The following is a 4,859-nucleotide window of genomic DNA, read 5'->3' as shown; positions in this document are numbered from 1 at the left end:
CCCGACTACCGCTCGGCCCTCGACCAAATGTGGGCGGACGGCAGCTGGCGCGAGGGCGAGCCGCGCAGCCCGATGAAACGCGCTGATTAAAGCGCGGCGCCGGGCATGCTATGATTCGCGTCGCGGCCGCTCTCGAGGCTCGGCGGCGCGACAGGAGAGGGATGCGGCTTCATGGTGACCTCGTTGCGATCATTGCCCGTCAGACGGCCGTTCCTGACGGCGACGCTGGCGATCCTGGCGCTGGCCGGGCTGGCGGCGAGCGCGCTAACGGCAGAGCCGCGGGCAAAAGACCTGTTCGGGGCCGAGAAGCTGCCGGCGGTGGCGGCGGCGCAATCCTTCGGCTTCTATTCCAAGGGCTGCTTCGCCGGCGGCGTCGCCATTCCGATGGACGGACCGAGCTGGGAAGTGATGCGCCCCTCGCGCAACCGCCGCTGGGGCCATCCGGCGATGATCGCGCTGATCGAGAAGCTGGCGCGCGACGCGCATGCCGACGGCTGGCCCGGCCTTCTGATCGGCGACATCTCGCAGCCGCGCGGCGGGCCGATGCTGACCGGCCACGCGTCGCACCAGATCGGCCTCGACGCCGACATCTGGCTGACGCCGATGCCCAGCCGGCCGCTGTCGATGGCGCAGCGCGAATCGATGAGCGCCACCCTGATGGTCGACGAAAAGACGCATCTGGTGAAGGACGCGCTGTGGACGACGCGGCACACGCAACTGTTGAAGCGCGCGGCGAGCTATCCCGAGGTCGAGCGCATCCTGGTCAATCCGGGCATCAAGAAGAAACTGTGCGACACGGTGAAGGGCGACCGTTCCTGGCTGCGCAAGATCCGGCCGTTCTGGGGCCACGACTATCATTTCCACATGCGCATCGGCTGCCAGCCTGGCTCGCACGGCTGCAAGGCGCAGGAAGCGACGCCGGCCGATGACGGCTGCGGCAAGCCACTGGCCTGGTGGTTCACCGCGGAGCCCTGGCGCCCCAACAAGAACCCGGACGCACCGAAGGCGCGCGACATCATGACGATGGCGAACCTGCCGAAGGAATGCCGGGCGGTGCTCGACGCGCCAAACCCGGCTTCGGCGGAAGCCGTCACCTATCATGGCGACGGCCTACCGATCGCGGGGAACGACCTGCCGATCGCGGCCGCCGAGCCGCCTGCCGAACCGCCTGCCGAGTCGTCGGCGGAAGCGACGGTGCCGGTTGGCGCGGCTACCATGCCGGCCTCGGCAAGCGCTTTTGCGCCGACCCCGAAAATCGGCATTCCACTGCCACGGCCAAGGCCGGAAAACTGACGCCAGGCATTCCGGGCTAATTGTCGAAGCAGGCGCCGCCCCTCATCGCCCTGCCGGGCACTTCTCCCCGTATAGCGACGGGGAGAAGGGGGCACGCCGCAGCGCCGGCGCCCTTTCCGCAACGCTGATGATTGGCGAAATCGGCGATGACAGCGTCCCTCTCCCCGTCACTATACGGGGAGAGGGTCCCGGCAGGCAGGTGAGGGGCGGCGCAGACGTTGAAAAGGTACGGAATTCAAGCCTGACGCCGAAGCTGCTTTCCCTTTACAAGTCCATGCGATAGTCAACGAATGACAGCGGCAGATGGCCGGAACAGAACGAAAGAAGAGCATGGCAGGTGAAGACGAGACAACGCTGCGGTTTCCGGTCCTGATCGGCGACATCGGCGGCACCAATGCGCGCTTCTCGATCGTGCTCGACGCCAATTCGGACCCGACCGAGCCGCAGATCGTCCAGACCGCCAATTTCAACACCATCGACGAGGCGATCCAGGCGGCGGTGCTCGACCGTTCCTCGGTGCGGCCGAATTCGGCCGTGCTGGCGATCGCCGGGCCGGTCGACGGCGACGAGATCCCGCTCACCAATTGCCCCTGGGTGGTCAAGCCGAGGCAGATGTTCGCCAATCTGGGCCTGAGCGAGGTCGTCGTGCTCAACGACTTCGAGGCGCAGGCGCTGGCCGTCGTCGCGCTCGGCGAGGAGCATATGGAGAAGATCGGCGGCGGCACGCCGGAGCCGAACGCCAGCCGCGTCGTGCTCGGCCCCGGCACCGGCCTCGGCGTTGCCGGGCTGATCCATGCGCTCAACCACTGGATACCGGTGCCCGGCGAAGGCGGACACATGGATATCGGCCCGCGCTCGCCACGCGATTTCCAGGTTTTCCCGCATATAGAGCGGCTCGAAGGCCGCGTTTCCGGCGAGCAGATCCTGTGCGGGCGCGGCCTGGTCAATGTCTACCGCGCGGTGGCCAAGGCCGACGGCAAGCCGGCGCCGTTCAGCGCGCCGGCCGAGATCACCGGCGCGGCGCTGGCGAAGTCCGACCCGGTGGCGGAGGAGGCGCTTTCGCTGTTCGTCACCTGCCTCGGCCGCACCGCCGGCGACCTGGCGCTGGTGTTCATGAGCCGGGGCGGCGTCTTTCTCACCGGCGGCATCGCGCAGAAGATCGTGCCGGCGCTGAAAGCGGGCAATTTCCGCGCCGCTTTCGAGGACAAGGCGCCGCACAGCGCCTTGCTGCGCGCGATGCCGGTCTATGTCATCACGCATCCGCTGGCGGCGCTTCTCGGCCTCGCCGCCTATGCCAGGAATCCCTCGCTGTTCGGCGTGCAGACGGCGGGGCGGCACTGGCGGGTGTAGCGCTTCGCGCCCTGGTTGTCGGATCGCGAATCGCGCCGCGACGAAGTTTCGCCATAGGCAAGCCGCGACGGGAACGCTAAGAGGGGTGCCGAATTTCCAGACGGAACCACGGAACGACCCTCGATTTGAACCAGCTTCAACACCAAGCGATAGCCCGGCCCGGCGAGACCTGGGCGGTGCTGCGCCGCATCATCGCCGAAAACGGCCGCGAATACCGCTCAGCCTACATCTTCGCCACCCTGTGCCTGCTGACCGTGTCCGCAACGACGGCCTTCACCGCCTGGGTGATGAGCCCGGTCGTCAACCAGATCTTCTATGAGCGACGCGGCGATCTGATCGTGCTGATCTGCGCCGGGATCATGGGCTCCTTCACGCTGCGCGGGCTGGCCACCTATGGCCAGGCGGTGACGCTGGCGCGGATCGGCAACAATCTGGTGGCGAGCTATCAGCGCCGCATCTTCGACCACCTGATGAAGCTCGGCGTCGGCTTCTTCAACGACACCCGTTCGGGCCAGCTCGCCGCGCAGGTCAACGAGAACATCAACGGCATCCGCGACCTGTTGTCGATGACGCTGACCTCGATCGCGCGCGACGGCGTGACGCTGCTCGGCCTCATCTGCGTCATGATCTACCAGGATCCGCTGCTGTCGCTGTCGTCGCTGCTGATCGGACCGCCGCTGATCTACACCGTCGTCTATCTGATGCGCCGCGTACGCCGCATCGCGCGCGAATCCGTGCAGATCAACTCGCGGCTGATCGGCGCCATGCAGGAGGCGACGCAAGGCATCGCCATCGTCAAGGCGTTCACCATGGAGGGCGAACTGGCGCGCCGCATCGGCAAGCTCGCCGAGAGTGCCGAGCAGCGGGGCAACAAGATCGCTCGCGTCTCGGAGCGGCTGACGCCGATTTCCGACATGCTGGCCGGCCTCGCCGTCACCGGCGTCATTGCCTATTCCGGCTACCGGGCGCTGGTCCTCGGCCAGCCGCCGGGCGCGGTGTTCTCCTTCATCACGGCGCTGATCCTGGCCTATGATCCGGCGCGGCGTCTGGCGCGCATGCAGGTTGGCATGGAGCGGTCGCTGGTCAATGCGCGCATGATCTACGAGCTTCTCGACCAGCAGCCGCAGCAGGGCGATGCGACCGGCGCGGTCGAGGCGAGGATCACCACCGGCGAGGTGCGTTTCAATAATGTCTCGTTCGGCTATGCCGCCGACGCGCCGGTGCTCAAGGAATTGAGCTTTACCGCCGCCGCCGGCAAGGTGACGGCGATCGTCGGCGCATCCGGCGCCGGCAAGTCGACGCTGGTGGCGCTGCTGCAGCGCTTCTACGATGTCGAGGCCGGCAGCATCGAGGTTGACGGCCAGGACATTTCCAGGCTGACGAAGCATTCGCTTCGCAGCTCGATCGCCTATGTCTCGCAGGGGCCCTATTTGTTCGAGGGCACGATCCGCGACAACATCCGCTATGGCCGGCTTTCGGCCACGGATGCGGAGATCGAATGGGCGGCAAAGCAGGCGGCGGCGGACGAGTTCATCCGCCAGCAGCCGCAAGGCTACGACACGCCGGTCGGCGAGAACGGCGTGACGCTGTCGGGCGGACAGCGCCAGCGCGTCTCGATCGCCCGCGCCATCGTGCGCCAGGCGCCGATCCTTTTGCTCGACGAGGCTACCTCAGCGCTCGACAACGAGGCTGAGGCGCGTGTCCAGGAAGCGCTGACCCACGTCATGGAAGGGCGCACGACCATCGTCATCGCGCACCGGCTGTCGACCGTGGTCAATGCCGACCACATCATCGTGCTGGAAGAGGGCCGGCTGGTCGAGGAAGGCACCCATGCCTTGCTGATGGCCGATCCGCACAGCGTCTATGCCCGTTTCCACCGGGTGCAGGGCAAGAAGGGTTTGGGGCTTGTCGACGACGCCAAGCCCATCCAAACTCCGCCGCCGCGCAGCCGCGCGAAGAGGGCGGTCGGGAGAGAGGCATGAGCGATACGGGCGATATGGGCCTGGTGGTGGTGGGCGCGGCCGGCCGCATGGGCCAGACGCTGATCCGCGCCATCCACACGATGCCGGGGGCGCGCGTCGCCGGCGCGGTCGAGCGGCCGGGATCGCCCTATCTCGGCAAGGACGCCGGCGAGCTCGCCGGCATCGGCATCATCAACGTGCCGATATCGGACGATCCGCTGCCGGCTTTCGCCAAGGCCGACGGCGTGCTCGATT

General features: G+C 67.3%; 3 protein-coding genes and 1 pseudogene. All 4 read left to right on the top strand.

The annotated features are described in order from the left end of the window. Positions 1 to 171: 171 nt before the first annotated feature. Complete coding sequence (mepA, locus tag EN780_RS27595; RefSeq protein WP_127390984.1) at positions 172 to 1,293, top strand: penicillin-insensitive murein endopeptidase; 1,122 nt, start codon at positions 172 to 174, stop codon at positions 1,291 to 1,293. 330 nt (positions 1,294 to 1,623) lie between these two features. Continuing rightward, positions 1,624 to 2,643: a glucokinase gene (locus tag EN780_RS27585; protein ID WP_127390985.1), complete on the top strand. Its 1,020-nt coding sequence runs from the start codon at positions 1,624 to 1,626 to the stop codon at positions 2,641 to 2,643. Positions 2,644 to 2,768: 125 nt separating this feature from the next. Beyond that, positions 2,769 to 4,625 (top strand): ABC transporter ATP-binding protein, encoded by a 1,857-nt coding sequence (locus tag EN780_RS27580; RefSeq protein WP_189379508.1) that lies wholly within the window; start codon positions 2,769 to 2,771, stop codon positions 4,623 to 4,625. Next, positions 4,622 to 4,859: pseudogene (locus EN780_RS27575) on the top strand (4-hydroxy-tetrahydrodipicolinate reductase); the annotation flags it as partial. The gene EN780_RS27580 and the pseudogene EN780_RS27575, both read left to right, overlap by 4 nt.

The organism is Mesorhizobium sp. M4B.F.Ca.ET.089.01.1.1 (genome assembly GCF_004022605.1).
Classification (GTDB): Bacteria; Pseudomonadota; Alphaproteobacteria; order Rhizobiales; family Rhizobiaceae; genus Mesorhizobium; species Mesorhizobium abyssinicae.
This window is presented reverse-complemented; position numbering and strand designations above follow the sequence as displayed.

What these genes read in the sequence shown, in the direction of transcription:
- mepA (WP_127390984.1), top strand. Translation starts at nt 172, where the DNA reads ATGGTGACCTCGTTGCGATCATTGCCCGTCAGACGGCCGTTCCTGACG.
- EN780_RS27585 (WP_127390985.1), top strand. Translation starts at nt 1,624, where the DNA reads ATGGCAGGTGAAGACGAGACAACGCTGCGGTTTCCGGTCCTGATCGGC.